This window comes from Niallia sp. FSL W8-0951, from assembly GCF_038006525.1.
Taxonomy (GTDB): domain Bacteria; phylum Bacillota; class Bacilli; order Bacillales; family Cytobacillaceae; genus Niallia; species Niallia circulans.
Map to the genome: position 1 here is coordinate 3,371,524 of NZ_JBBOVK010000001.1, position 24,885 is coordinate 3,396,408.

General features: G+C 36.5%; 27 protein-coding genes. 3 read left to right on the forward strand and 24 right to left on the reverse strand.

Annotated elements, in window-relative coordinates; genetic code table 11:
- Positions 1-26 precede the first annotated feature (26 nt).
- From NSS71_RS16465 to gnd, 4 genes are all read right to left on the reverse strand, one after another.
- Positions 27-440, reverse strand: coding sequence for a PTS sugar transporter subunit IIA (locus NSS71_RS16465; RefSeq protein ID WP_061799237.1), 414 nt, complete (start codon positions 438-440; stop codon positions 27-29).
- Between the two features lie 77 nt (positions 441-517).
- Positions 518-1,387 (reverse strand): PTS system mannose/fructose/sorbose family transporter subunit IID, encoded by an 870-nt coding sequence (locus tag NSS71_RS16470; RefSeq protein ID WP_047942055.1) that lies wholly within the window; start codon positions 1,385-1,387, stop codon positions 518-520.
- Between the two features lie 24 nt (positions 1,388-1,411).
- The gene (locus tag NSS71_RS16475) at positions 1,412-2,179 is read right to left on the reverse strand and encodes a PTS sugar transporter subunit IIC (protein ID WP_341151833.1); all 768 of its coding nucleotides are present in this window, start codon (positions 2,177-2,179) and stop codon (positions 1,412-1,414) included.
- A 109-nt stretch (positions 2,180-2,288) separates the two neighbouring features.
- Positions 2,289-3,185 carry a phosphogluconate dehydrogenase (NAD(+)-dependent, decarboxylating) gene (gnd, locus tag NSS71_RS16480; protein WP_341151834.1) on the reverse strand — a complete coding sequence of 299 codons (897 nt, stop codon included), beginning with the start codon at positions 3,183-3,185 and terminating at the stop codon, positions 2,289-2,291.
- A 450-nt stretch (positions 3,186-3,635) separates the two neighbouring features.
- Between gnd and NSS71_RS16485 the strand changes: the two genes are divergently transcribed.
- Positions 3,636-4,082: a helix-turn-helix domain-containing protein gene (locus NSS71_RS16485; RefSeq protein ID WP_053215658.1), complete on the forward strand. Its 447-nt coding sequence runs from the start codon at positions 3,636-3,638 to the stop codon at positions 4,080-4,082.
- A gap of 234 nt (positions 4,083-4,316) precedes the next feature.
- Here the strand turns inward: NSS71_RS16485 and NSS71_RS16490 are convergent, their stop codons facing one another.
- From NSS71_RS16490 to NSS71_RS16505, 4 genes are all read right to left on the reverse strand, one after another.
- Positions 4,317-4,805: a competence protein ComK gene (locus NSS71_RS16490; protein WP_341151835.1), complete on the reverse strand. Its 489-nt coding sequence runs from the start codon at positions 4,803-4,805 to the stop codon at positions 4,317-4,319.
- A gap of 30 nt (positions 4,806-4,835) precedes the next feature.
- Positions 4,836-5,075, reverse strand: a complete 240-nt coding sequence (locus NSS71_RS16495) for a helix-turn-helix domain-containing protein (protein ID WP_061799259.1) — start codon at positions 5,073-5,075, stop codon at positions 4,836-4,838.
- Between the two features lie 145 nt (positions 5,076-5,220).
- Positions 5,221-7,728, reverse strand: a complete 2,508-nt coding sequence (locus NSS71_RS16500) for a bifunctional diguanylate cyclase/phosphodiesterase (protein WP_341151836.1) — start codon at positions 7,726-7,728, stop codon at positions 5,221-5,223.
- Positions 7,729-7,897: 169 nt separating this feature from the next.
- Positions 7,898-8,383: a sigma-70 family RNA polymerase sigma factor gene (locus NSS71_RS16505; protein ID WP_061799277.1), complete on the reverse strand. Its 486-nt coding sequence runs from the start codon at positions 8,381-8,383 to the stop codon at positions 7,898-7,900.
- 270 nt (positions 8,384-8,653) lie between these two features.
- Between NSS71_RS16505 and trmL the strand changes: the two genes are divergently transcribed.
- Complete coding sequence (gene trmL, locus NSS71_RS16510) at positions 8,654-9,124, forward strand: tRNA (uridine(34)/cytosine(34)/5-carboxymethylaminomethyluridine(34)-2'-O)-methyltransferase TrmL (RefSeq protein ID WP_341116584.1); 471 nt, start codon at positions 8,654-8,656, stop codon at positions 9,122-9,124.
- Between the two features lie 58 nt (positions 9,125-9,182).
- Here trmL and NSS71_RS16515 read toward each other — a convergent pair whose 3' ends face one another.
- The 5 genes from NSS71_RS16515 to NSS71_RS16535 all read right to left on the reverse strand — a co-directional run bounded on the left by NSS71_RS16515 (position 9,183) and on the right by NSS71_RS16535 (position 13,365).
- Positions 9,183-9,881, reverse strand: a complete 699-nt coding sequence (locus tag NSS71_RS16515; RefSeq protein WP_341151837.1) for an ABC transporter permease — start codon at positions 9,879-9,881, stop codon at positions 9,183-9,185.
- A 31-nt stretch (positions 9,882-9,912) separates the two neighbouring features.
- Complete coding sequence (locus NSS71_RS16520) at positions 9,913-10,836, reverse strand: ABC transporter ATP-binding protein (protein ID WP_336044965.1); 924 nt, start codon at positions 10,834-10,836, stop codon at positions 9,913-9,915.
- 90 nt (positions 10,837-10,926) lie between these two features.
- Positions 10,927-11,859 (reverse strand): sensor histidine kinase, encoded by a 933-nt coding sequence (locus tag NSS71_RS16525; protein ID WP_047942047.1) that lies wholly within the window; start codon positions 11,857-11,859, stop codon positions 10,927-10,929.
- Positions 11,856-12,512: a response regulator transcription factor gene (locus tag NSS71_RS16530; protein WP_047942160.1), complete on the reverse strand. Its 657-nt coding sequence runs from the start codon at positions 12,510-12,512 to the stop codon at positions 11,856-11,858. Before NSS71_RS16530 ends, NSS71_RS16525 begins: the two co-directional genes overlap by 4 nt.
- Before the next feature lie 322 nt (positions 12,513-12,834).
- A complete protein-coding gene (locus NSS71_RS16535) occupies positions 12,835-13,365 on the reverse strand; it encodes a dihydrofolate reductase family protein (protein WP_061799295.1) in 531 nt (176 codons plus the stop codon).
- Positions 13,366-13,453: 88 nt separating this feature from the next.
- Here NSS71_RS16535 and NSS71_RS16540 point away from each other — a divergent pair, with 88 nt between their 5' ends.
- Positions 13,454-14,422 carry a helix-turn-helix transcriptional regulator gene (locus tag NSS71_RS16540; RefSeq protein WP_341133064.1) on the forward strand — a complete coding sequence of 323 codons (969 nt, stop codon included), beginning with the start codon at positions 13,454-13,456 and terminating at the stop codon, positions 14,420-14,422.
- A gap of 474 nt (positions 14,423-14,896) precedes the next feature.
- On the opposite strand, the gene NSS71_RS16545 is transcribed toward NSS71_RS16540, so the two are convergent.
- The 11 genes from NSS71_RS16545 to NSS71_RS16595 all read right to left on the reverse strand — a co-directional run bounded on the left by NSS71_RS16545 (position 14,897) and on the right by NSS71_RS16595 (position 24,854).
- On the reverse strand, positions 14,897-15,961 hold the full coding sequence (locus NSS71_RS16545) for an SIS domain-containing protein (RefSeq protein ID WP_095322480.1): 1,065 nt from the start codon (positions 15,959-15,961) through the stop codon (positions 14,897-14,899).
- Between the two features lie 14 nt (positions 15,962-15,975).
- On the reverse strand, positions 15,976-16,785 hold the full coding sequence (locus NSS71_RS16550; protein WP_341151838.1) for a PTS system mannose/fructose/sorbose family transporter subunit IID: 810 nt from the start codon (positions 16,783-16,785) through the stop codon (positions 15,976-15,978).
- Positions 16,778-17,566 carry a PTS mannose/fructose/sorbose/N-acetylgalactosamine transporter subunit IIC gene (locus NSS71_RS16555; RefSeq protein ID WP_047942037.1) on the reverse strand — a complete coding sequence of 263 codons (789 nt, stop codon included), beginning with the start codon at positions 17,564-17,566 and terminating at the stop codon, positions 16,778-16,780. Before NSS71_RS16555 ends, NSS71_RS16550 begins: the two co-directional genes overlap by 8 nt.
- Positions 17,567-17,649: 83 nt before the next feature.
- Positions 17,650-18,129, reverse strand: a complete 480-nt coding sequence (locus tag NSS71_RS16560; protein WP_047942035.1) for a PTS system mannose/fructose/N-acetylgalactosamine-transporter subunit IIB — start codon at positions 18,127-18,129, stop codon at positions 17,650-17,652.
- Positions 18,130-18,131: 2 nt separating this feature from the next.
- The gene (locus NSS71_RS16565) at positions 18,132-18,545 is read right to left on the reverse strand and encodes a PTS sugar transporter subunit IIA (RefSeq protein WP_053215654.1); all 414 of its coding nucleotides are present in this window, start codon (positions 18,543-18,545) and stop codon (positions 18,132-18,134) included.
- Between the two features lie 31 nt (positions 18,546-18,576).
- A complete protein-coding gene (locus tag NSS71_RS16570; RefSeq protein WP_047942029.1) occupies positions 18,577-19,695 on the reverse strand; it encodes an ROK family transcriptional regulator in 1,119 nt (372 codons plus the stop codon).
- Between the two features lie 583 nt (positions 19,696-20,278).
- The gene (locus tag NSS71_RS16575; protein WP_341151839.1) at positions 20,279-21,031 is read right to left on the reverse strand and encodes an SIS domain-containing protein; all 753 of its coding nucleotides are present in this window, start codon (positions 21,029-21,031) and stop codon (positions 20,279-20,281) included.
- 3 nt (positions 21,032-21,034) lie between these two features.
- A complete protein-coding gene (locus tag NSS71_RS16580) occupies positions 21,035-21,748 on the reverse strand; it encodes a KDGP aldolase (protein ID WP_061799328.1) in 714 nt (237 codons plus the stop codon).
- Position 21,749: 1 nt separating this feature from the next.
- Positions 21,750-22,478 carry a creatininase family protein gene (locus tag NSS71_RS16585; RefSeq protein ID WP_144545724.1) on the reverse strand — a complete coding sequence of 243 codons (729 nt, stop codon included), beginning with the start codon at positions 22,476-22,478 and terminating at the stop codon, positions 21,750-21,752.
- Positions 22,479-22,494: 16 nt separating this feature from the next.
- Positions 22,495-23,487 carry a phosphotriesterase family protein gene (locus NSS71_RS16590; RefSeq protein ID WP_047942023.1) on the reverse strand — a complete coding sequence of 331 codons (993 nt, stop codon included), beginning with the start codon at positions 23,485-23,487 and terminating at the stop codon, positions 22,495-22,497.
- Between the two features lie 71 nt (positions 23,488-23,558).
- A complete protein-coding gene (locus NSS71_RS16595) occupies positions 23,559-24,854 on the reverse strand; it encodes a PTS ascorbate transporter subunit IIC (protein WP_061799334.1) in 1,296 nt (431 codons plus the stop codon).
- Positions 24,855-24,885 lie beyond the last annotated feature (31 nt).

Consider the following 24,885-nt stretch of genomic DNA (forward strand, 5'->3'; position numbering starts at 1 on the left):
CTGGCCTCCTTTTTCATATTAGATATTTATTTCTTTAAGAAATTCCGATTCAAATGATGAATTCCACTTGTACCTGTTCCCTGCACTGTTTCGATTAAATTATTGGTATCTTCTACTGTTTGGTAGAAAGTTAATAATTCAATTAACATCGGCATATTGATACCGGTTAATATGTGTAAGTCATACTTGCTTAATAACGATAAAGATACATTAGAAGGGCTGCCGCCCAATAAATCTACAAGTAAAATGGTTTCCAAGCCGTTTTTCTCATTCTCTTCCATTATTTTACTTGCATCCTCACGCAAATCATCTACTGATTCACCTGGTCGCAGTGCTAAAGCTCGTAAATTTCGCTGAGGTCCCATAATCATTTCTGCACTTTTAATGAGCTCGATGCCGAATTCCCCATGTGTAATCACCAAAATTGCTCGATTTTCCATACACCTGCTCCTTTACTTTGGGATAATCTTATCAACTTTTTCCTTACCTATATAATCACTTCTCAAAAATAATAGATTTATAAAACTTTGATTGCACCGAGTACAATTAATGTACCAGTTAGCCATAATAATCCTTTGGTAATATTAAAGCCTTTTTTATCGAAGTATAAGTAAACACCTAATACGGTTAATAAAGGCAGTAACCCTGGTAAAATCGAGTCTAAAATATCCTGCAGCACGAATTGTTTTTCTGATAGAGTAAAGGATAGTGAGCTGCTTACTTTTACATAGGACCCTGCCAAGATGCCCATCATAAACAATCCAAGAACAGATAATGCGTCAATCATTGTTTTAATACGGCTTCCTGCTAAAATTTCTTTGGCTGCATTACGTCCCAGCCCGTAGCCCATTCTGACAAAATAATAGCCATAAAGAAATGTTACGAGCGTGAAACCAAGGAACGGAAATAATGCTCCAAGAGGACTGCCTGCCATCGCCCATGGCAAGGCGATTGCAATAAAAATATACTGGACAGTACCGGAGTCAATCGCATCTCCAATCCCTGCTAGAGCACCCATCAATCCTACTTTTGTATTGTTAATCATGTCTGGACTCGGCGCTTCTTCCTCTTTTCCTTCAGCAAGTGCTTTCGCGCGGGATTCTTCAAGGGATGCTGTAATACCAGTCAATGTACCTCCGCCCCAAATGGCTTGCGTGTTAAAAAATAATAAGTGCCTTTGGTACGCCTCACTTAAATCTTTTTTATCTTTATATAATTTTTTCAGAATTGGCGTCATTCCAAATAAAAAGGAAGGAGCCACCATTCTATCAAAGGTATGCGGGATTTCATTTGCCCACCACCATCTTGCCCAAGCCTTAAGCAAATCTTTTTTTGTAATTGGCTCAGGGTAATTCTCTGGACTTTGTTTCTTTTCTTCTGCGCTCATCAATCAACCCACCTTTTTAAGTTCTTAAGCTGCTTCCTTCCCTCTCGTGAATAATACATACAGACCAGCAAGAATAGCACCGAAAATCGCATACGTTACCGTATTAATCTGTAAGTCTTTTAAAGCAACACTCATGAAGTATGCTAGAAAAAAGAATAAAAGCAGTTCCTTTTTACCGATAACATGCATAATAACGGCAATACCCAGAGCAGCAAGACCGCCGCCAACTACTTCAAGCACGTGGATAATTGGACCATCGCTAATTGAATTAACAAAATCAGCAACAACCGGAGCTCCATAGTAAAGAGCAATAAACACTATTGGAACATAAAGAATGAAACTTATGACAATCGGGATAATGATGACAGATGTAAATATTCCTCTGTCATTTACATCTGCTGCATATTTATCTAACACCCGTAATGCAAACGTATTCAAAAAGAAGCGGAATTGATAAGCATAACTACCTAGTATTCCAACTGGAACTGCGATAGCCACTGCTTTTTCCGGTGTAAAATCCCCTAATACAGCTACTGTTACAGCAATAGCTGCCGCGATAGCAGGCTCACTTGGTAATGCACCTCCTGGCGCAACTGCGCCCATATAAACTAATTGAATTGCCGCTGTAATAATCATCGCTTCTGTTATATGTCCTGTTACAATTCCAACAACTAACCCTGTCATTAACGGGCTAAAGCGCAATGTTAAAGTTGCATAGCCTATCCCTCGGGACATAACGATTGCAACCCAAATGGCGATTATTAGTGCTTGACCAATGGATAGTGTTGCCATTTGTCTTATCACTCCCTTATATTTTTAAAAATGTTCATAATTGCACAAATTACTACAACACTGTCCTCCTTCCGCAGAAAAATATGAAATAATTATATAAAATATAAAATTACTTCCTAAGCACACGGTGACCGCCAAATTCATTACGGAGAGCAGCAACCACTTTCGCAGAAAAACTGTCCTCTTCCAGTGATCGGTTTCTCATCATAAGCGACAAAGCAATAATGGGAACAGGAACTTCTAAATCTAATGCTGTTTCAACTGTCCACTTTGCCTCACCTGATGATGCTACCATTCCACGAATTTTTTCGAGTCTGGCATCTTTTTGGAAGGCAGATTCCATTAATTCCATAAGCCAGCTCCGAATGACAGAACCATTATTCCAGACAGCAGCGATTTTAGCTAAATCAAAATCATACTGACTTTGATTCAGCACTTGAAATCCCTCACCAATTGCTTGCATAAAGCCATATTCAATTCCGTTATGAACCATTTTTAAGAAATGACCGCTGCCAGATTCTCCTGCATATAAGTAACCATCTTGAGTAGAAACACTTTTAAATATTGGTTCTATTCGTTCAAAAATTTCCTGTCTGCCTCCAATCATTAAACATGCACCCTGGTTTGCGCCTAAAATTCCCCCTGATGTGCCGACATCTAAGAAATGAATGCCCTTTTCCTCAGCTAAGGCGGCACGGCGGATAGAGTCTTTATAATTTGCATTTCCTCCATCAATGACAATATCATCCGCTTTCATTTTTTCGAGCAGCTTTTCTATCACGATTTCACTTGGTTTTCCTGCTGGTACCATTACCCATACTACTCTTGGAGATTGCATATTTATAAGCATTTGATCTATACTTTCCACAATATGTATCCCATTTTCATTCGCTCTATTTCTAGCATCACTAGATTCGTCAAAACCATAGACAGAATGATGATTGTTTGCTAAGTTTAACGCAAGGTTAAATCCCATTTTTCCTAAACCAATCATTCCAATTTGCATCAAACCACTCCTTGTTTACAAACAGCTTATTCTTTGTAAATGCTTGTGACTTTGAAAAAGTATTACCATTTTTCTTTAATCTTACATTCAGATTATTTTATGCATGAATCTACTTTTTTTCGTGTACAATTGCTAGGTTAATAGATAAATGGGCATAGCTTCCCTACGCTTATCTGCTTCGCTCATCGAGCATCCTAGAAATGATGTACCAAATAAATCGGAACTTATTTATATGTCAGACAGCTCTTACAACTTTCCGGTCCATTCTAAGCTTAGTAACTACCGGAAATTTACTACTATTTTTTCACAAAGTGATATTTACTAGCTAGAACACCGGTGGGCAAATATCATTTGTTAATTCAAATTATACACGTTTTTTCGAGTGAGTCAACCGAAAATAGACGAAATTTCGTATAAATACATTTTTTCGTGTGAAGGGAGTTTAAATTAGTGAAAAAGATCGAACATATTGGGGAACGTATCAAATTATTAAGAGAAAAACACGGATTGTCGCAAGCTGCTTTTGGAAAAAGAATTGGGGTATCTTCGGGAAATGTTGGAGACTGGGAAAGTGAGAAAAAGAAATCATTACCTGGAGCTAAGGCCATTTACACCATTGCGAAGGAATTTGAGGTATCTGCTGATTGGCTGCTTGCTGGAGAGGAATTTTTAGGAGATTCATCCTTAAAAAGCGGAAATATAGTAATCCAAGATGACAAACCATCAATCAGCACTAGTATAATAAAAGAACGAGAATCCATTAATGAACATGCAGCCAACGAAACACTAACAGAAGAAGCAAAAGAACTAGTTTCCATATTTAATGATTTAAATGAACGAGATGCTGCCGAATTATTAATGATTGCCCGAATGAAACGCGATTTTGAAAGTCGGTAACGGTCGACAATTCTTGTACTGGCATTCGTTACCAAAGGGGGAATGGTTCTACCCAGTCATATCTTATGCCTATAACAGGGTAACAGTAGAACCACCCCTCCGATTCTCTTATATCCTCTCCTGCTAGATTTCAGACATTTCCTAATCCTTTGGAAAGAGGGATAAACTGTTCTATATAAATAATGGGACCTCATAGAAACCTGTTCCTTTGAACCCACTATTCATTATAAGAGCCTATTGCCGGATATCCTTTCTATCTTCCATTGATTTTCTTACCCTCCATGATTTGATAATCTGTGTCTCTAGGATATAGGGAGATACTTCCGTAAAGATTTTTTCTCCATTTTTAAAAATGATAGCGCTTTTAAATTTTTCATTGTGTTTTACTGGGTATATGTGATCGATATGCTCGGTGAAGATCCATTGACAGTGAAATTGCCTAGGAGCATGGGTGGGAAATGCATATATATTTCTTGGGGGGTTAATTGGCATAGGCAGTCTTTTCTGCATTCCTAATTTATATGTAATAGAACGACGTCTTCCATCAAAATCAGAACCTCCAATTAATAGATTCTCCTTGATTATGTCAAAGGGAGTTTCTTTGACATACACAGTCCGATCTACTTCTTTTACCACTGTGCCATATTCGATTGCTTCCATGGGCATGATGGTCATCGTGCGTTCATTGGCAATATATTTATTTAAAATACACTCTTTCTTCATCTTTAACACTCCTTCTTTTTCACACACTTTTTAATCTAGTTCCTCCATCGTCTCTTTAATAAGAACTGCATCCAGCTGTAAATCAAGTACTTCACAAATTTTGTATAGGGTACTTACTTTTGGTTCCTTTTGCCCTCTTTCAATTTGACCAAGGTGGGCATAGTGTAAGCCTGTTTCATCCGCAAGCTCAAACTGAGTGAGCTTTTTCTGTAACCTCCTCTCTTTAAGTAATTTATAATCAATACAACTTTTTTCCCCTCTTGTTTTCAAATTTATCACCTCCTTTAGAACTATTATGAAGGAAATGAATAACCAGTAAAACTTCCTATAGGCAGGAATTTGTTAACATTTTGTTAATTTTTAGGAATCAACTGTAAAAACAGAAAAAAGACGGTTCGATGGAAGGTCATTGACCTCACAAGAACCGTCCCTCTGCTTCCGTTAAAAATGAAAGTATTTCGCTTGGTGGAAGGGGTTTGCTATATAAGTAGCCTTGTAGGTTAGTGCATCCTTTGCTTTTTAGGAAGTCAGACTGCTCATGGGTTTCTACTCCTTCTGCAATCACATTCATACCTAATTCCGATGCAAGGATGATAATCGCTGAAACAATGGCTGCATCTTCCTGACTAGCAGGAAGATGACTAATAAATGACTTATCAATTTTAATCGTATCTGCTTGAAACTGTTTTAAGTACATGAAGGAAGCATATCCCGTTCCAAAGTCATCAATGGAGACTTTTATGCCCATGCTCCGCAATGTAGAAACCGTATCTCGAACGAGAAATTCATGGTTAGATAACACACTTTCTGTTATTTCTATTTCTAGGTATTCAGAAGAAATCTTATATTCCATCAGTTTTTTGCTCACTAGTGCAGCGAAATCTTGTTTTAAGAGCTGTTTAATCGATACATTGATGGCGATGGGGATTTTTATATTTAACTTTTCCCATTCTTTTATTTGAGCACATGCTTCATTTAGAATCCACTCACCAAGCAGTAAAATAAAGTCACTTTCCTCCGCTAGGGAAATAAAGGCTGCAGGACTGATTACCCCTTTCTCTGGCGAAATCCACCTAATTAATGCTTCCACTCCAATAAAATTACCTGTTTCTATATTCACTTTAGGTTGGTAATAAAGAACAAACTCGTTTTCTTTCAGTGCTTTTTTTAGATTGCTCTTTAACTGAAAAGCACTGAAAGCATTTTCATTCATTTTTGGATCATACAAATTAAAGGCATTGCCACCCACTTTCTTCATACTATACATAGCAATATCAGCATTCTTCATCAGTTCCTCAAACGTTTGGCCATGTTCCCCACTAAGACTTATACCGATGCTTCCATGGGTGGAAAATTCTTGACCATCTATAATGATCGGTTCTTCAATTGCTTGGAGAATTTTAGCAGCTAATGCACGTAACATGGATTTGCTAATATAATTACTAATTAATATAACAAATTCATCCCCGCCCATTCGTGCCACCACATTCTTTTCACCAATGGCTTCTTGAATTCGTTTCCCTACTTCTTGTATTAACCTATCTCCTGATGAATGACCAAAAGTATCGTTATGTGGTTTTAAGTTATCTAAATCTAAAAACATAACTGCAAGGTGGCTCGTTTCTTGTAAGCGCTGCGAGAAGATCTCCTTTAAATACCGCAAATTCGGCAGATTTGTTAAACTATCATAATTTGCTAGATATTTAATCTTTTCTTCATGGAAATGGCGTTCCAAAGCAATTCCTGTCAAATGACTAAAATCTTTTAACATTTCAATATCAGAATCCTTTGGTTCCAATGGTTCCTTATAATAAACAGCAAATGTTCCTAATAAGGAATCTTTAGATGAGATAATGGGCAATGACCAGCAGGAACGCAATCCATTCGCGAGTGCAATTGCCCTCCAATTTGACCAAGATGGATCTGTTTCTATATCCGCTGTAATTTTTAATTCCTTCGTGTATGCTGAATGGCCACAGGAGGCAAAATTCTCTCCTACAGGAAACTTATCAATTTTTTCAATGAATGTAGAATCTAGCTTTGGACCATAGCCAAAACGCAGCCAATTATGCTCTTCTTCATAATACATAATCGAACAAATTCCTTTTAAAAGTTCTTCTACGCTTTCAGTAATATATTCAATTATTTGTTCTAATGGTTCACCCACGGCAATTCTCGATAAAATAGCCTTTTGTTTCTTTTGCAGTTCCTCAATGCTTTTCTTTTCTGTTATATCTTGGGCGATTCCATGTATACCGATAACTTGATCATTTAACTTCAATGGAATCGTGGTCAATTTGATATCCCGGATTTTCCCATCTTTTCGAATGATTTGCGACTCAATCCCTTGAGTCATTCCACAACAGACCTTGTCAAAACGCAGCAGCACTTTCGGAAGTTGTTCAGGTACGATTAAATCACGGAAATTTAATCTCGTTAATTCCTCCTTTGTATACCCGCTAATTTCTTCTGCAACTTTATTAACATCTAAAAAATTGCCTTCCTTGTCCAAAGTATAGACTCCATCTGGGTCATGTAGAAATAGAGATTTATATATTTGTTCACTTTTTTCTAATTTCGTAATGTCTCGTCCAAATACGATTAGATTTTGACGATTTCCAGCTGAATCAAATATCGGTACCTTAATTATCTCAAATATACGCTCTGAGTTTTGGAAAAAAAACGACCCTTTTACTTCTATCTGTTTTCCTGTCTGCCAAGCTTGGAAATCACTTTTCACAAAGCCAGGCACATACGCAGCAATATGAGGATATAGCTCTCCTAATTCCTCGTCTGTTTTCCCTTGATATTTCTCTATATTAAAAAGTTCCAATGTGTTACGATTCGCTTCTATCCAGCGGCCTTCTTTATCCTTTAAAATAATAATATCAGGACTTGCATTAATAAACGGTTCTAATTTCATAGCTTTCTCCCTATTTTTACGGTCATATACAATCCATTATATAGGTTCAGTAAAATTTGGACTATATGAATTCTCGAACAATTTATTAAGTGAAGGATGATCCATCCAAATAAAAGATTCTCATAATCAATAGGGATGTTATTCGTAGTGGTTAGTCATCGCTTTCTCTCTAGAATTCCAATATCCGCTTCAACTTCTCCTTCGCTGTTTTCCGCCACCATTTCACAGCAGAAGGCGATACTCGTTCTTTCTGTGCTATTTCTTTTACAGTTAGCTGATGAACAAAGGTGGCTATTACCCAAGTTGTCTCCCCCTCAGATAGTTCCTTGCAAAGACCTTTTATATAGTCCTCTTCTTCTCGGTATAGAATAGGACTTTCCATCAGCGCCCAAAACTCTTCACTTGGGTAATCATTCCTTTCTGCCTCTCTTGTCCGCCGCTTCAATTCATCAAGAAATCTTCCTTGCATATGTCGATATAAGTAATTGCTGTATTTACCCTTTTCCTCCTTAAACTGACTCATCGTTTCCCAAATGCTTATTAAACCAATTTGAAAAAACTCTTGCTTATCTTTATAAATCAGCAACTTTTTTATCATATGGTGGATCATCGGAGTAAACTCCTCTACTAATTGCTCGTAATTCTTCCCTTCCACATTCGTTTCCTTCCAGAAAAGCGCCTTTCCTTTTTATTCCTAGGTACCTTTACTTTATGGAAAAATAAGGAGACTTTCGACAGAAGAAAAGATACGATAGAATACAAAAAATACAAGTAAAATTTAGAATTGACGTCTAACTTGAAGGTAGAGTGAGGGTTATTTGATAAATAGCCCTATTTTAAGAGGCTGTTATCCTTTAAATAAATCTGCCGCTGCCTCAAAATATGCTATAATTCGAAAGGGAAAATATAAATAGAGGTGACATTCATGGCCATACACGTTGTCTTGTATCAGCCAGAAATTCCGGCTAATACTGCCAATATTGCACGTACTTGTGCAGGAACAAATACAGCGCTGCATTTAATTCGACCACTTGGTTTTTCAACCGATGAAAAGATGATCAAACAAGCAGGTCTAGATTTCTGGGAGAACGTAAATATTACCTATTACGATTCATTAGACAATTTTTTTGTGAAAAATCAAGGCGAATTTTACTATATTGAAACATTCGCTGAAAAAACCTATACAGCCTATGATTTCACTGACCAATCAAAGGACTATTACTTCATATTCGGAAAAGAAACAACGGGCTTGCCAAAAGACTTACTAGAAACACACAAAGACCATTTTCTACGAATTCCAATGACCGAACACATTCGATCCCTAAACCTTTCCAATACAGCAGCAATACTAGTATTTGAAGCATTACGACAACAAGGATATTCACAAATAAAATAAGGAAGCAGAATCTCCTCTGCTTCCCTTTTTTCATTAGTTTTCTTGGAGCCTGAAATAATTACTGTAAATCAATTGAATCCATCTTGCGTATAGTCATGTTAACAATGCCAATTGCAACAATTGTTAAAGTAATAGGGATATAAATAATATTAGCCAAGGAAAAGTCCGTCCCGATCGAGGAACACATAATCATAACAATCAACAGAGAGGAACCAATTGTTGCAGGGGTTGAATAATTTCTCATCCTAAAATAGAGAGGCACAAGCGATGCACCTGCAGTTGCCACATTAAATACCAATATATTTAATAGCTCGGAACGAAATTGATTAATCGTTACATTCATTTCAATTGTTAGATGAAATACTTGATTTAGCCCGAGAAAACTCAGAATGACAAACAGATTAGAAATAATCAACGTCGCCAATGTCATAATAAAAATCAAGACAATCTTTGCGCTCATTATTTTTTTCCGATCTATTGGGTAAGAAAACAAAACAAGCGCAGTTCGATTTTTGAACTCATCTATGATGACCTTCGAAATTAGCACAGAAGCAAAAACAACAAATACGCCACGAACCATTGTTCCAGCAACCATGGAATAATCCGCAAAGCTTTGAAAGGATTCCTCTCCTTCCATTATTTGCTCGAAAGTAATCATGCATAATAACCCAAGAATAACGATATTAGCAATAATAGCTCCTTTAATAAACCAACCTAATTTATGTTTTCTAAGCTCCAGCTTGATTAAATGAAACAAAATATATCCTCCTATTATCATTAAAAGTTAATTAATGATTGATTTTTTCCAATCCAACTTTCTTTATAAAATACTCTTCTAATGAGGTTTGTTTCTTTGTCATAGACTCTACATCAATATCCTCTACTATCAACGTTTTCGTTATTTGTGATGGAGTAATGGCTGTATCATAAATACGAATCACCTCATCATCGATCACTTTCAAATTATTCATATTCAATTTATTGTGTAAAACAAAAGCTGCTTTGCGCTGATTATTTGTTACTAATTCTAGATAATCGGTATTTTTCGCCTTTATAGAATCCATCGTTGCTTCTTCGATAAGTTTACCGTTTTTTATCACACCAATCGTGTCTGCAATTTGTTCAATTTCACCGATTATATGACTAGAAACCAAAATGGTCATTCCATATTCTTTATTAAGGATATTAAACAATTTTCTCATTGACTTAATCCCAGCTGGATCTAGCCCATTAATCGGCTCATCTAAAATTAATAATTCCGGCTTAGTGATAATTGCTCTGGCAACACATAAACGCTGCCTCATCCCCAAGGAAAAGTCTTTTGGTTTCAACGTTTCCACATTTTCAAGGCCAACCCACTCTAACGCTTCCTTAATTGCTTTTTTGTTATGGTAACCCATGTACTCACAATGTAGTTCTAGATTTTCTAAAGCAGTCATTTTCTCATAAAAAATCGGATACTCAATCATGCTGCCAATTCTCGTCAGGTAATCATAGGAATTCGGAAGAAGGGGCTTTCCGAAGATTGTAATACTACCTTGTGTAGGCTTAATCATATTGGTCAGCATCTTCATAATCGTAGATTTCCCTGCACCATTAGGACCAAGAAATCCATATACTTCTCCTTGTTTAATATGAAGGGAAACCTGGGATACGACTTCACGTCCTTGTATGGTTTTGGTTAAATCTTTTGTTCGTACAGCATAGTCCATCTAAATCCTCCTCATTTACTATCTGTATTCATTTTAGCTCCTATCCCTTGCTTTTTTCTGTCTTAAATCTTACAAAAACCTTAAGATTCCTTACCCATTCATTCGCCTAAAGGTAATGTAAAATGAAGTTTTTTCATATGGAATAGAATGCACGGAAATTTCTCCGTGCATCTCTTCGACTAGCCTTTTGGTAATAGTCAGCCCTAAACCACTGCCTTGAAATGCTTTATTTCTCGAATCGTCAAGTGTAAATAGACGCTCAAAGATATTAGCTTGGTCAGCTTCGTCAATTCCCTTCCCGCGATCAAACACTTCTATATAAACCTGCTGTTCATCAAAATGCAGGCTTAATCCAATTACCTTCCCATCGAGACCATAACGGAGCGCATTCGAAAGGAGGTTATGTAAAACACGATTTACAGCTTCCTCATTTCCCAGCGCAAAGACAGACTCATCAGGGATATCAATCATTGCCTCTAGCCCTTTGGCTCTTATCCAATCATGGAATGTTAAGATATTTTTCCTGCATAGTTCAGATAAATTTACTATTTCAAGGGGAATTTCTTTATCACCAGACTCAAGCTTTGCGAGATCAAAGAATGTATTCATTAATTGAATAAGCTCCATTGTTTTGTCATGCACCTGACTTAATAATTGCACTCTTTCTGTTTCTGTAATGGGAAAATCTTTCTGAAACATTTCAATATAACCGGCAATTACCGTAAGAGGTGTTTTTAAGTCATGGGAAATATTTGCAAGCATGCGCTTCATGGAATGTTCCATTTTGATAAATTCTCGGGACTTTTCGTGACGATCATCTAATACTTGATTGATGTTTATAAGGAGATCTTTTAATTGTTGATCATTTGAGACCACGAGAATTCTTTCATTCGTTTGCCTCTGCAGAATTTTTTTTAGTTTGTTTGATATATATGCTATATGTTGATCCCGATTTTTCCTTTGTCGATATTGATAGACGTTAAAAATAAGAAGAACCAAAATAATACTGATCCAGATAATCATTCAAACTCCCCTAACTTATAACCAATCCCCCATATTGTTTTGATATAAATAGGATCAGAGGGATTATCCTCAATTTTTTCGCGCAATCGTCTCATATGGACATTAATAACATTATCATCACCAAAATAATCATCGCTCCAAACAGAACGATAAATTTGTTCCTTTGTAAACACTTTCTTTTGGTTGCTAAAAAACAAAAGCAGGATTTTCCATTCTGTCGCTGTCAAATTAATTTCCAAACCATTCTTCCATACCCGATGATTTTCTTTATCTAATTCCAATTCATAGACTTTCATCCTTGATGGCTTAGATTCTTCACGGCTTTTGTCAGCGTACTGCGTCGATCTTCTAATCGCTGCTTTTACTCTTGCAGCTAGTTCAATCATGGAAAATGGTTTTGTAATATAATCATCTGCACCAAACCCTAATCCTAAAGCTTTATCAATCTCTGTGTCTTTCGCTGACATGATGATAACAGGAATATAACTAGTTGTTCTGATACTTTGAAGAACATCCATCCCACTCAATTTCGGTAACATGATATCTAATAAAATCAAATCATAACGCTTTTCCTTAAACATTTGTCCTGCCGTCTTTCCATCAAAAACACATTCCACATTAAATCCTTCATTATGTAAATATCTTTTTACCATATCACTAATCGCAAGATCATCTTCCACAAGTAAAATAGTTTTTTGCACCTAGACTCCCCCTCTCTTATTTCCCTACATATAAGAGCTAATTATTCTATAAAACATTTATTTACCTTTTATACTACTATAAGTAGTATAAATTAATAATGGCATTTATATGGAGTTTACGAAAAGTACACGTGAGAAAAGATTCCTTTTGCTTAAATTCCTATCCTATTTGGACATAAAAAAACTGCGCCTCCCGTTGTTAGATGTATCTAACAATTGGGGCGCAGTAAAGGGACCGGGTTTAAGATATTTCAACTTTTTTTAGCCCAATCTCTTACCTTCTTCTTTCATAATGAACCTCTACAAACTGGTTGAAACATTTTGTTCCTTTTAAGATCAAGTCCACTTGATAATCAGCTTCTTTAAATAAAGGAACTCCTTCTCCAATTATCGCAGGGGCGATGGTAAGAATGAACTCATCTATTAACTTTTCTTTAAGAAAAGAGTGTAATAGTTCTCCCCCGCCAACCATCCATATATTCTTTCCCTCTTGTTTTTTTAATTTATTTGCAAACTCGATGATATCATCCTTTATAAATGTCACCTCGTCTGTATCCTTGTTTTCCTGTCTCGAAAAAACATAGCATTCCTTATTTTTATAAGAAAAATCGTTCGTATGATTGATAATCCAATCATATGTTTTTCTTCCCATTAGAATAGTATCTATCGTTTCGTAGAATGCAGAAAACCCATTATCTCCTTCTCCCTCTACTTTAAATAACCATTCTAATGATTCATCCTTCCCAGCAATATAACCATCTAGACTTGTTGCTGTAAATAATACGATATTCCGCTGTTTTTTCATATACATTCCTCCTAAAACGTTCGATGGTTATAGTATAATGTTTAATAATGACACCTTTTGTCATATATATAATTTTAGAGGTGGTTGTATGCGGGCTGATCGGTTGATATCCATTTTGCTCCTGTTACAAAATAGAGGGAAAATGACAACAAAAGAATTAGCGAAGGAATTAGAAGTTACAGAAAGAACAATCCATCGGGATATGGATGCTTTAAGTACAGCAGGAATACCCATTGTAGCAGAAAGAGGGAAAATGGGCGGATGGACATTGCTTGACCAGTATCGTACGAACTTAACTGGATTAAAGTATGATGAAATGTTGTCTTTGCTTATTTCTCCTTCTGTTCAATTGCTGTCCGATCTCGGATTAGCAAAAGAATGGCATGATGCCCGCCAGAAAATGGTTGCTGCACTCCCGAATACTTTTCGACAAGGTTCCCTCGATGTCTGGAACCGAATTCATATAGATACAACCGCATGGAAACAACCAGCGGAAAAACTTGTTTCCTTTAAAATAATCCAAGAAGCAATTTGGAAAGAAAAAGTACTGCATATTCAATATGAGCGAGCTGACGGAAAAGTAGTTTTTCGAATGGTCAATCCTTTAGGATTAGTAGCTAAAGGCAGTACTTGGTACTTAATTGCCTCCTCAGACAAAAAGATACGAAATTATCGAGCATCCAGACTCCTGTCCTTAGTGATGACAGAGGAAGCTTTTACTAGACCAATCGACTTCAATTTAGAGAAATATTGGCTGGAATCCACACAAACTTTTATTAGCTCTCTTCCTGAATATAAGGTAGAAGTGGAAGCATCGCCATCGATTATTCATAGAATGAAATTCACCACACGTTTTGTGCAAATCGAAAGAATAGGAACACCAACTGCAGAGGGATGGCTCCCTGTAAGCCTGCGCAGTGATACAGAACAAGAAGCAATTGCCTATATTCTAGGCTTCGGCGATCAAATCAGAGTCATCTCCCCTTCCACGCTGAAACAGGAAATTTACCAAATGGCGAAGAAGATAGTTGATTTTTATAATCTGCAAAAGATGTAAGGGAGCGCTGCTACCGCTGAGAAAGAAACGATAGAATAGGCAAAGTGAGGTAGCATTTAGAAGGATAAAGAAGGATCTAGAGATTACCTTATATGATAATTTCCCAAACATAGAAAGACGGAGTTTACGCAAATAGGACGAATTCCGTCTCTTGCATTTTTGATTGGTGTACAGAGACACATTGTATTACTAACCCTTCAATTTAAAGCTCTATTTATATTCCATTTATAGAAAATATATATGGAGAAAAAAATAAACAAATCTAACTCTATTAACCTCTCTTCTTCTATTCTTCGAATCAAGGCTCTCACTCCCTGCCATCATATTTTCTCTATTTACATCCAAAAATAAGGAGCGAAAACTAAAAATTATAGAATCACTCCTTAAAATAGATAGGACATCTTTAAATTCAAAAAAGCCTATCTTCCTTTAGGTTAGAAAGATAGACTTTTACTGATCAGCTATTGCTAATCTTTATATTTTCCCGCTCAATTTTTTGCTTTCTAATTTCATATGGAATTTCGGATCTTTTGGTGTACTTGGATTAATTCCTTTTAAAGCAGGGACTATTGCACATATTAACTGTACTGCTATTGGATACACAAATGAATGATACAAATAATTATCTCCATTTTCTATCACCAAATTCTTATCCTCAAAACCATCTACCTTACTGCCAATGATATAGATATTATCTGTCCAGTCTGATAGGACGCTAATTAATTTATTTACTCTCGGCTCTTCTCCTGTATGCAAGAATATAATCGTAGAATCTTCATTAATTGCGTTATAGATTCCATGAATAAATTCTTCAAATTCATAACCAGTTACAGGAATACGCATCGTCTCTAATAATTTCAAAGCACCTTCTAAAGTATCCCCATATAATTCATTGGTGCCGACAATTCTTATTTCTTTTGCATTTTTTAGTTTTTCACTATTCTTTTGCACCCATTCTTCCGCAGAATAGTAAATATCTAGAAAGGCATCGCTTGTTTTATTTAATATTTCCATCACTTGCTTCGTTTCCTCACTACTCAATTTCCCATTTTCTTCACCAATATAAAGAGCTAAAAGAAGCAAATTTAATTTTGTGCAATAAAATCCTTTTGTTTTTGCACCTGCCTTCTCTTCCCCACATTGAACAGTCAGTACATAATCGGCAATTTCATCAATTAGTGCATTATCTGTTCCCGCCATGGATGCTATGATACATCCTGACTCTTTGGCTAATTTCATAGAATTGTAGGTAGAATAACTACTTCCCCCTTGCGAGATTCCAATAAAGAGAGTATTTTTTGTGTCCTTTGTTAATAATTCCTTTGTAATTTGAAAAGGATAATAAGCTTCTACAGATAATCCAGTTAACTCACGCATTTTTTGTTGAACTTGCGCCCCTGAATGATAACTAGTTCCAGATCCTGTAATAATAATTCTATTAATCTCCTCTTTTTTAACAGTAGAAAACAGCTCACTTGATAGTGCAATTATTTCCTTCATTTTTGCTGGGGTTTCTTTTAAATAATCTGTAATATTCATTAATAATCTCTCCTTTATAATATTCCAATCCAATGTATAATTATTCCAATAAAAATAGTCGCAATTGTCATCTTAGATATGCTTACTTTTTTTCTAATCATCCAAAAGACAACAAATGTTACTAATATTGGCAAAAGATTAGGCAAAATTTGATTCAATATGTCTTGAATTATTACTTCTGCTCCATTTACGCTAAATTTCAATGGTGTGGTGATATTTAACATAGTTGCTACCATTGCTCCCACTACAAGTAAACCAACTGTAGTAGCCATTGCCATAATTTTGTCCATCAGGCCTTCTTTTTGTATTCTTTCCAATGAATTCACACCAACAGAATAACCAAACTTTAATCCAAAAATTCTTACTAATAAATTGGGAACATTATAAAGCAGCAAAAACAGGATTGGACCAATCAGATTGCCATGCTCTGCAAAGGATATACCAATACCCGCAGCAATTATCCTCAATGTTCCCCAAAATAATGAATCTCCAATACCAGCTAACGGTCCCATAAGCGCTGTTTTTACCGCATTAATCGAACCAGTGTCAAAATCTTCATTATTTGCATTTTGTTCCTCCATCGCTGCACTAATTCCGGCAATAGTAGGAGAAACAACTGGTGTTGTATTAAAAATTTCCAAATGTCTTTTTAAAGCCTGTGCCTGTTCTTCTTCCTTTTCATATAATCTCTTGATTACCGGGATCATCGTATAACAAAAGCCGAGATTCTGCATTCTCTCATAGTTAAAGGCACCCTGCAGAGCAAATGACCGCCAAAAAACGCTTTGCAAGTCCTTTTTACTAAGCTTCTTCCCCTCACTCAAAGTTAATCTCTCCCTCCGTTAAATTATTACTTTCGTCCTTCTTCTTTCCAGCATCGTTATTATCAATGAAAAAGTTTAATAGAATTGCTAAACATACACCCATTAACGCTATTGCCATAACATCAAGTTCTAGATAGGATGCCGCTAAGAAACCAATAAAGAAAAATACGGCCATTTTTTTAGAAAACAGCATATCCATCAAGAGAGCAAATCCAATGGCTGGCAGCAGGTTTCCGGCAATAGTCATTCCCTCTAAAATCACTTTTGGAACTGAATTAATTAGATACGTAACTTTATCTGCCCCAAATAAAATTGCTAAAAAGGTTGGAACAAACACACTTAGGAAAAATAAAGAGATAGGTATCCACATCATGAGGGTAACTTTTTTAAAATCAGCTTTTTGCGCGTAATGATCAGCTTTATGTACAAAATAAGTATTAATTACCCTTACAAGTACACCTAGTGATTGAGCTAAAACTGCAATAGGAACTGCAAGTGCCAAGGCAACCTCCGGACCCTTTCCAGAAATTATCGCAAAAGCAGTACCCAAGACTCCTCCTGTCACAACATCGGGTGGTGTAGATGAACCGATGCCAGCAATCCCCATCCAGATTAATTCTAGTTGCGCACCAATAATAATCCCCGTCTTAAAATCACCAAGAACTAATCCAACCAATGCACCTAATACCAAAGGGCGTTCTAACATCAAGACTCCGAATAATCTGCTATCCAATATTCCTATACCGGCTATTAACCCCAATAATATTGCCTCATATAACAAAAATCTCGCCTCCCCTTATTCTTACTACCATTTTCTTAGATATGATGACGACCATTGTTCGTAGATCTTGATGAAATATTTTTTTATTTTAGTAAATCACTGAATGATTGTTTTTTATCTCTTGGCAATATTCTGAAATCTAAATTTATACCTAGCTGCTCTATTTGTTTCAGGTTATTGATATCTTTTTCGCTGACTGCAACTAAATCAGTCAATTTTTTCTTCCCTTCTTCGTATCTTAGCCCCCCAATATTTATCTCACTTATAGCACCTTGGGAGTTCTTAGCAACTTCTAGAGCATCATCTGTATTTCTTACCAGAACTAATACATTACTTTTTTTCGCTTCAGCAAATTTACTAATTATTTCTCCAGATTCTGCAACTCCTCTAATATATAATTTCACATTATTAGGTTTAGCCAAATCGAGAGCCATTGCTTTTACTTTGTCATTTTTCGCTTCGTCATTTACCACAAGAATAACATTTGCACCAACAGAAGGTGACCATCCAAAAGCAACTTGCCCATGGAGAAGACGATCATCAATCCTGAATAAAGAAATCATTTTCACACCACTCCTTTTACTAATTCATTGATGTATTTAATCCCATTTCTTCCTTCTTTAATAGATTCAGTTAATATCGCTTCCAATGAATCTTCGTTATATGAAGTCATAATGGTAGTCAAAATCATAGGAAGATTCACACCCGAAACTAAATGAAATGTTTCATTTTCTGGTAAACTCAATAATATTTCAGAACAAATATTATTGACACTTCCCCCATACACATCTGTGAAAATAACAAGATCTGTTAAAGTATCGCTATAAATTAACTCTGTTAATTCCTTCTTTCCTACTTCTCCTGATTTTGATTTTGTCATACAAAAATAACTCATTTGGTGGTTTGTACCTATAATTAATTCAGCAGTCTCGATTAATGACTTGGCTAACTCACCATGTGTTGCAATAATGATTCTCACTATTCATCCCTCCATAAGATGGCTTTTTGTGTTATTGATTTTCTATCTGTTTAAACATAAACGCTATCGCACCAAGTGCTCCAGCATCCCCTCCAAGCCTAGCCAGACTTATTTCTGTTTTTATTGGAGTAAGGTTTGTAACTAATTCACTTATTTGATTGATTACTATATCCATCGATTCGGAAACATCTCCACCAATAATAACTCTTTCAGGATTTATTAGATTTGTTGCATTAGCGATAAAAACAGATAGTTCAATAACAAAACTATCTACGATAGAAATCACTTGTTCCTCTCCATGGGAATACTTTTGAAACAAAACTTCAGGGGAATAACCTGACTCTGCCAATGCAACTCCAGATACTTTTGATTCGAATACACCTGGTTTTCCCATCAGGTTAAACTTGCCATTTTCAAAATCACTCCGGCTTATTTGATAGGCAATCTCACCTGCTTGGTAATCATGACCATAAACTAGATTCCCTTCGTTAATAACTGCGCTTCCAACACTCTGCCCTATTTCAATGAATAAGAGATTTTTAATCCCTGAAGGATCCAGCCACATTTCGCCTAGACCTGCACAATTGACATCATTGTTTATGAAAGTGGGAAAAGGAAAATGCGGTTTGAAAATTTCATGAAGGTTAAGATTAGTCCAATTTAAAGCTTTTGCCCGAAATACTATTTCTGAATTAGCTCTACCAGGCACCCCTATGCCCATCCCTAGAATTTTTTCCTCTGGTATAGCAGATTCTTTTATGCTCTGTTTGACAATACTGATAATTTCTTCTACTTGATTCGTTAGCTTCACCTTTTTTTTAAAGATTATCTTTCCAACTAAATTGGTAATAATGATTAAAATTCTTACTCTATCAATGTCTAACCCAATACCATAGGCTGAATCCGTGTTGTATCCTAACATTAATGCAGGTCTCCCACCACCTTTTACTGGACTTTGTTCTCCCATCTCAATTACTAACTTTTTTTCTAACAATTCTTCCACAATAGATGAAACCGTTGACTTACTTAGTGATAATTTCTTCGCAATTTGAGCTCTGCTAATTAACTTTTCTGTTTTAATTTCTTCCAATATCAATGACCGATTAATCTTTTTTATCAAGTCATGATGTGCTGCAACTTTGTTTTTCATAATGCTTTATCCTATCTCCAATACTAGTTTGTAAATCCTTAAAAATTTCTATTATTTCTTATTCCCTTTAATTAGTTTTGTTACTGGACTAATTATTTGTATTATCGCATGAGTTTTCTGACATTTCAATATTTTTTTAAAAAAATTCTGATCATTCTACGAATTTTATTAGTATTTTTTAGTTGCGGGGGAAGATATCAGGGAACTTAAGGGATATATCAGCTAAAACGAGGAGGATATCAGCCAATGTAAGGGATATATCAGCCAAAACGAAGAGCATATCAGCCAAAGTAAAGGGTATATCAGCCAAAACGGGGAGCATATCAGCCAAAGTAGGGATATATCAGCCAAAACGGGGAGCATATCAGCCAAAGTAGGGATATATCAGCCAAAACGGGGAGCATATCAGCCAAATGGGGGAAGAAAATTTATTTTGAAGATTCCTTTACTGAATTATCTTTATTTATACTAAAATAGGGCTCTCTCATACAGTAGAGAGAAGCCCTGTTAAAAGTTAATAAAAGAGACTTTCTTATAGAGTTAAAAATTCTTTTTTCATGCCAATGATTAGCTGCCTCGTTACTTACTCCTCTTTCATATTTAAAGTTAGTAACGGGATTCTTTTTTCATATTTTTTTACTAATGATTCATTATGATTGTCAGATCCTTCTATATTTCCACTTAAGAAAACTGGTGGTTCAAAATCATGATCTGCCATGATTTTAATTGCCTCTGCGAAGATACTATTAAGAATAGTCGCACCAATAACAGTAGAAGTCGGGGCAAATGGTACCTTCACCTTATCGTAGCTTAAGATTGCATCTCCTTTAGCAGAATGATTATTTATCACTAAATCGACTGAATTAAAAAGATGGCTGCCGCTTTTATGACGTGAAGGCTGGCTTTGGGAATATTCTAATGAAGTTATCCCAATGACAAAAGCGCCTTTTTCTTTCGCATATTGCGCTACATCTACAGGGACAGGATTTCGCCCAGATGTGGATAACACAAAAACGATATCATTTGGCTTAATCTCATATTCCTCTATAAAGTTTTGTGCATAATCATTTTTGCGCTCCAGCTGGGAAGAATGCATTGCCCCTTCGTGAAGCATTAGCGGTTCGAATAAGATTGGTTTTAGGGGTACCAATCCACCAGCGCGGTAAAAAACCTCTTCTGTTAAGATATGCGAGTGGCCACATCCAAACAATTGAATAATACCATCATTTTCAATGCTGTCTGCGACTTTCTCCGCAGCCAATTGCAATTGCGCTTTTTCCTTTTCTAAAACGAGCTGCAGTAGATTGCTTACTTTTTCAAAATAGTTCGTTAGCATAAGTTAAGCCCCCAGTTTATTTAGTATTTGTGCAACTTCCGTCGGAATGGTTTTCCCTGTTGCTTGGTCAATTGTGGAACCAAATATATGCGGCATAAAAAATTCTATTTCTATTTTCTTTACTGCATCAATGATTGTCTTTATATTGAACGCACTTATACCACCTGCAGGTTCAATACCACGAATTCCTTTTTGTGCAGCAACTTTTGTTAAATAGACAAGCTCCTCTAAATGAACTTCGCCGGATAGAGGCATAAATTTAATGGACTCCACTCCTAATACGAGCGCAATTTCTACGAATTCCTCTACTTTTACTTCCATACCTGAAGCTAATTTCACAGTTCCAACGGTTCCACTTGGTTTTACCAATGCATTAACAAGCTGAGGAGATGCTCCTTTTCCTTCTAGAAATCCTTTTGCATAGATGGCACTTTCAAATGGCTGATTAATATGTCCTGGATTAGAAATAGCGGCTATGTCGAGAACTCGTTTTGCATACACAGGATCTCCGCCACCGCCAAGACCGATAGAGACGATATCAACTACTTCCTTCAATTCTTTAACCTTACTAGCCCCTTCTTGCTTATTGGAAAAATCGGACGCTACGATTCCTGGAACAACAAAGCCTTTTCCAGCTTCCATGATATCCTGTACATTTTCTTTATCCTTTGCTAGAAAGTTGAATAAAACAAAATCAAAAAGCTTTTCTTTTAACATGTTAGCGGCCCTCTTTCATTTTTTCAATAATTTGTACCATGTTTTGAAGAGCAACTTTGATTATTTTTTCCCCTTTATCTATACGGGCTAATGTTGCATCACTTAAAATGGCTGTTTCGGTGAATTCTTCCCAAGGTGTTGGTGTCACATCGGCAATCATTGGAATGGTTGGCATATCATTTAATGCTTTCTCCATCGCAACAAACTCTGGAGCTAGGTATAACATGTAGGATGTTTCTATTTCATCTGCGTGAAAGTATGTGCCATGGCTTGCTGGCGTTTCTCTAACTTCAGCAATAACTTTGCTTGTACCAGGATAAAATAGGTAGAGTACGATTAACTCTGGGTAAATTTCATAAAGCTTTCGTGCTGCTTCTTTCATGGCAAAAGCATTTCCTAGATGTCCATTAACCATGGCGAAAATTTGGAAGCCCTGACGGTATAAACTTTCTCCGATATCGAATAACATACTAATTAACGATTCATTCGATACATTGATGCTGCCAGGGAAGTTCTTTAAACTCCAAACCTGTCCATAAGGTAACGTCGGTAAAACAAATCCATTAACTTGTTCGGCGAGCTTTGCACTTAACCGTTCCGCTAAAAGATTATCTGTCCCTAATGGTAAATGCGGGCCGTGAGCCTCTACAGCTCCGATTGGTAAGATAGCGACCTTTTTATCGATTATTTTTCCTTTCACCTCAAAGGAGTTTTCGTATTGGAATTGCATGCTTACACCTCGCTCATTATTTTTTAAATGTAAAGCATCTTGCTGGGTTTTCTACAAAGAATTTATGAACCAGCTGCTCCCCATTAAAGCCTTTTTGATTTGCTTCCTCAATGAATCTAGGAACCCACTTGGCAATAATGTATTCGAGACCTAAGCCGTAATCATAATGTTTATAATAGCTTTTACGAGCTGTATCACCCGAAATAAGGATTTGATTTTCATAGCCCTTTTCTACTAAATGTAGAATGCACTCAATTCTTAGCGACTCTGGTGCGTATTTGATTTTCGCTATGCCGTCAAAACTTAAGAGTGCCCCTGTTTTCGCTATTTTTTCATGATAAGATGGATCTGGATTACGATCCATATGTCCTAGACTTAAGAATTCAAGATTCACATTTTCTGATTTTAATAGTTCTATTTGCTCTAATGCCATCGTGCCAACTTCAGTATGGGAATGGATTGGAGCTTTTGTTTCATGATGTGCTCTTGCTACTGCACGTAAAGTCTTCTCTTCTAAGGGCGTAATTCGGTTATAGCCTGTTCCGAATTTCACTTGTCCTGCTTTAAACGGCGTGCCTTCCAGTCCTTCTTCCACTTCTCTAATGACAAACTCCGTTAGTTTATTAATACTTGTTTGATCAATCCATTCCGCATAAGTATCGTAATTTCCAATAAGCGGTTTAAGCTCGTCTTTAATCTTTCCATCCCAAAGAAAACTCTTGTTAAAACCAGCTGTACCGATAATGTGGAGATCCAGCTCATCCGATATTTCCTTTACCGCTTGCACATCGCGGCCATAATCAACGGCTGTAGCATCAACAATCGCTTGGCCTCCATGGCGTTTGAAATCAGCCACATCCTTTTTAGACTTTTCCTTATCATCTAATAGTAAATCATCCGCATCTCTTTCAGCCCAATAGGCTGGACGGCAAACAATATGTTCATGTGAATAAGTAAAACCTAACTCTTTAGGTTGAATATCTCCTCTTAATGTCCGAATAAAGCTCATTTTCATTTACCTCCTGATCTATTAAGTGAAAAACCGACATATGAATCAATGTCGGATTATATAATTGTTATTTAATTAAAGAGCATTCCGATCAATCTGAATAATGGTCCTAAGATGAACATATCAGAATCCGCAGCCCACATGGCGGTGTCTGGAATCGTCGAAGCAATCAGCGTTTTAACCATTAGATATTGTCCCCATGCGACAACGGTTGCTGTTATGAAGCCACCCATTAGAGCGCCGCGGACGCCGCCAGTTGCATTCCCAAAAACACCAGCAGTTGCTCCATGAAAGAATAGTACAATCATTGTTGGCACAAACACATACCCTACTGTTTGCCCTAAAATAATTAGCCAGATGATACCGCCAGCAAATGCGCCAAGGAATCCAAGAATAACGGCATTTGGAGCATAAGTGAATACGATAGGTGCATCTAATGCAGGTCTTGCACCAGGAACTAGTTTCGTAGCGATTCCGTTGAAGGCAGGAACAATCTCACCAATAAACATTTTCACCCCGAAAAGGACAACAGCAATACCAGCTGCAAAGGTAAAGGATTGAATAATGGCATACATGATAAAATTCTGATCGCCAGCTTGAGCAACTAAGGCATCTGCAGCAGGTGTATCTTTTAAAGAAAGAATAACAGCACCTATTACGAAGAGAATACTCATTGTCAGGGCAGTAATAACATTGGAGTCTCTAAGAAATTCAAGACCTTTCGGCAATTTGATTTTTTCCGCATCATTCTCTTTATTCCCAAACCATTTTCCAAACCAAGATGCAAGTAATGCAACGAGCGCAGAAGTGTGTCCTAGCGCTATTTGGTCATGGCCAGTAATTTTCCGCATATACGGCTGGACGATAGCTGGTTGGAAGGTCCAATAAATCCCCATAAATACGGATAATATAAGAACTAAAGCTGCGAATGGGATATTTGTTGTTGTATCGATAAGGACACCTGCAAATATCATGGTTGTCCAGAACATCATATGCCCTGTTAAGTAGATATATTTAAAGCGAGTGAATCTTGCTAATAACACGTTAATAACAAACCCGATAAACATCGCTAATGTAACTGCTGAGCCATATTTCGCATTGAAGGCTTCTTGTCCCATAAAAGCACTAAATTCTGCTCCTTCAATCCCAAATACTTCGCTCCACATCGGTTCAAATACTCCAAGGGAACCAGTAATAACACCTGCACCAGCATTAATGATTAAGAAACCAATCATTGCTTTAAATGTGCCGCTGATGATTTGGCTTGTATTCTTTTTCTGTAAGATTAAACCAAGCAACACAATAAAGCCTAATAAAATTGCCGGTATTCCGAAGAAGTTAGATGCTAGCCATTGAATGACCTCCATTGTTTGTTCCTCCTCTATTATTTAGGATTTA

Bases quoted from the DNA above. Each gene is read 5' to 3' on its own strand.
- NSS71_RS16500 (WP_341151836.1), bottom strand. From the start codon at position 7,728: ATGAAATTAGAACCGTTTATTAATGCAAGTCCTGATATTATTATTTTA.
- NSS71_RS16570 (WP_047942029.1), bottom strand. From the start codon at position 19,695: ATGAAAAACAAAGTTGCAGCACATCATGACTTGATAAAAAAGATTAAT.
- NSS71_RS16520 (WP_336044965.1), bottom strand. From the start codon at position 10,836: ATGGACTATGCTGTACGAACAAAAGATTTAACCAAAACCATACAAGGA.
- NSS71_RS16575 (WP_341151839.1), bottom strand. From the start codon at position 21,031: ATGCTAACGAACTATTTTGAAAAAGTAAGCAATCTACTGCAGCTCGTT.
- trmL (WP_341116584.1), top strand. From the start codon at position 8,654: ATGGCCATACACGTTGTCTTGTATCAGCCAGAAATTCCGGCTAATACT.
- NSS71_RS16490 (WP_341151835.1), bottom strand. From the start codon at position 4,805: ATGAAGAAAGAGTGTATTTTAAATAAATATATTGCCAATGAACGCACG.
- NSS71_RS16470 (WP_047942055.1), bottom strand. From the start codon at position 1,387: ATGAGCGCAGAAGAAAAGAAACAAAGTCCAGAGAATTACCCTGAGCCA.
- NSS71_RS16585 (WP_144545724.1), bottom strand. From the start codon at position 22,478: ATGCAATTCCAATACGAAAACTCCTTTGAGGTGAAAGGAAAAATAATC.
- NSS71_RS16475 (WP_341151833.1), bottom strand. From the start codon at position 2,179: ATGGCAACACTATCCATTGGTCAAGCACTAATAATCGCCATTTGGGTT.
- NSS71_RS16545 (WP_095322480.1), bottom strand. From the start codon at position 15,961: ATGAATATTACAGATTATTTAAAAGAAACCCCAGCAAAAATGAAGGAA.
- NSS71_RS16465 (WP_061799237.1), bottom strand. From the start codon at position 440: ATGGAAAATCGAGCAATTTTGGTGATTACACATGGGGAATTCGGCATC.
- NSS71_RS16590 (WP_047942023.1), bottom strand. From the start codon at position 23,487: ATGAGCTTTATTCGGACATTAAGAGGAGATATTCAACCTAAAGAGTTA.
- NSS71_RS16540 (WP_341133064.1), top strand. From the start codon at position 13,454: ATGCGGGCTGATCGGTTGATATCCATTTTGCTCCTGTTACAAAATAGA.
- NSS71_RS16580 (WP_061799328.1), bottom strand. From the start codon at position 21,748: ATGTTAAAAGAAAAGCTTTTTGATTTTGTTTTATTCAACTTTCTAGCA.
- gnd (WP_341151834.1), bottom strand. From the start codon at position 3,185: ATGCAAATTGGAATGATTGGTTTAGGAAAAATGGGATTTAACCTTGCG.
- NSS71_RS16595 (WP_061799334.1), bottom strand. From the start codon at position 24,854: ATGGAGGTCATTCAATGGCTAGCATCTAACTTCTTCGGAATACCGGCA.
- NSS71_RS16560 (WP_047942035.1), bottom strand. From the start codon at position 18,129: ATGATTTCTTTATTCAGGATTGATGATCGTCTTCTCCATGGGCAAGTT.
- NSS71_RS16530 (WP_047942160.1), bottom strand. From the start codon at position 12,512: ATGGTAAAAAGATATTTACATAATGAAGGATTTAATGTGGAATGTGTT.
- NSS71_RS16535 (WP_061799295.1), bottom strand. From the start codon at position 13,365: ATGAAAAAACAGCGGAATATCGTATTATTTACAGCAACAAGTCTAGAT.
- NSS71_RS16525 (WP_047942047.1), bottom strand. From the start codon at position 11,859: ATGATTATCTGGATCAGTATTATTTTGGTTCTTCTTATTTTTAACGTC.